Origin of the sequence: Streptococcus oralis, assembly GCF_004127215.1 — a bacterium.
GTDB lineage: Bacteria > Bacillota > Bacilli > Lactobacillales > Streptococcaceae > Streptococcus > Streptococcus oralis_BD.
Map to the genome: position 1 here is coordinate 1 of NZ_QEWJ01000025.1, position 1,232 is coordinate 1,232.

Genomic DNA, 1,232 nt, shown 5'->3' on the forward strand with positions numbered 1-1,232 from the left:
CAATGAGATTTCCAAGTTCAGCTTGTGAACTGCTGGCAGCTGAATTTTGAGAGGCAATATTGGAATTCTGTTGTTCCGTATTACTACGGATGCTGGCAGCTTGGTTTTTATAGTCATTAAAGACCTGTTCGTAGCCAAAGCGATCTTCCCCCGAAGCAAACTGGCTAGTTCCTGTCTTCAAACTTTCCTGCAATAATTCCAACTGTCGTTTTTGTTCTTTCAAGGTTTCCACTTGAGAGGAGAAGGTGTCTTTTTGAGTGTTTTCACTGTCAGAATGATACTGAACCAAGAGGTCCCCTTTTTTGACCACCTTATTTTCCTCTAGATTATTAGTGACAATCGCATTATTACTGGTTGACTGGATGGTTGCCAGGATCTTACTCGGTTCGATAGAGGCAGCAGAGGTAATCGTGATTTCCTTTTTCGCAAAGAGAGAGAATAAGACGATAAAAATCGCTAAGAAGAAAGTCGGTAAAATCACGCGTACAGAAAAGTTGGAATATCTACGATTATAAAATTCAGCACTCTCTAAGTAATGTTCTTCCATCTTCTTTCTCCTTTCTAACTATTGACCAGATGGGCATAGAAGCCATCCTGAGCAAGCAATTCTTCGTGTGTTCCTTGTTCGACGATTTCCCCCTTGTCCAGAACGACCACTTTTTCAGACCGCTCCGCAATGGTCAAGCGATGGGCGATGAATATAATGGTCTTGTCCAACTCCAAGAGATTGTCGATAATCTTTTTCTCTGTCAGGATATCCAGATTGCTGGTTGCCTCATCAAGAATCAAAACAGGAGCATCGGTCAAAAGAGCCCGAGCCAAGGCCAAGCGTTGACGTTGACCACCTGAAATCCCTGTCCCGTCTGATGTCAACTCTGTTTGGTAATTCAAAGGCATCCGTTCAATGTCTTCCCGAATCTCCGCAATTTCCAGCGCTCGAATGATCTCTTTCTGAGTCGTTCCAGGCTTAGCACCCAAGAGAACATTCTCTAAGATAGTACCATTAAAGACATAGGGCTGTTGCGGCAAGTAATTGATATGACGACGCAAGACATGCTTGTCAATCTGATTGAGGTTGATATTATTCACCAGAATCTCTCCCTCATTCGGATCATAGAAATTCACAATCATCTTGGCAAGGGTCGTCTTTCCAGAACCAGAAATGCCCACAAAGGCCACCTTACTGCCTCGTTCAATGGTCAAGTTAATATCTGAGAGGACATTTCGCCCAT

Annotated in this window: 2 pseudogenes; both read right to left on the reverse strand. The window is 43.3% G+C overall.

Annotated elements, in window-relative coordinates:
- Positions 1-547: pseudogene (locus DF216_RS10305) on the reverse strand (competence protein ComB); the annotation flags it as partial.
- Between the two features lie 14 nt (positions 548-561).
- Positions 562-1,232 (reverse strand): annotated as a pseudogene (comA, locus tag DF216_RS10310) (peptide cleavage/export ABC transporter ComA); the annotation flags it as partial.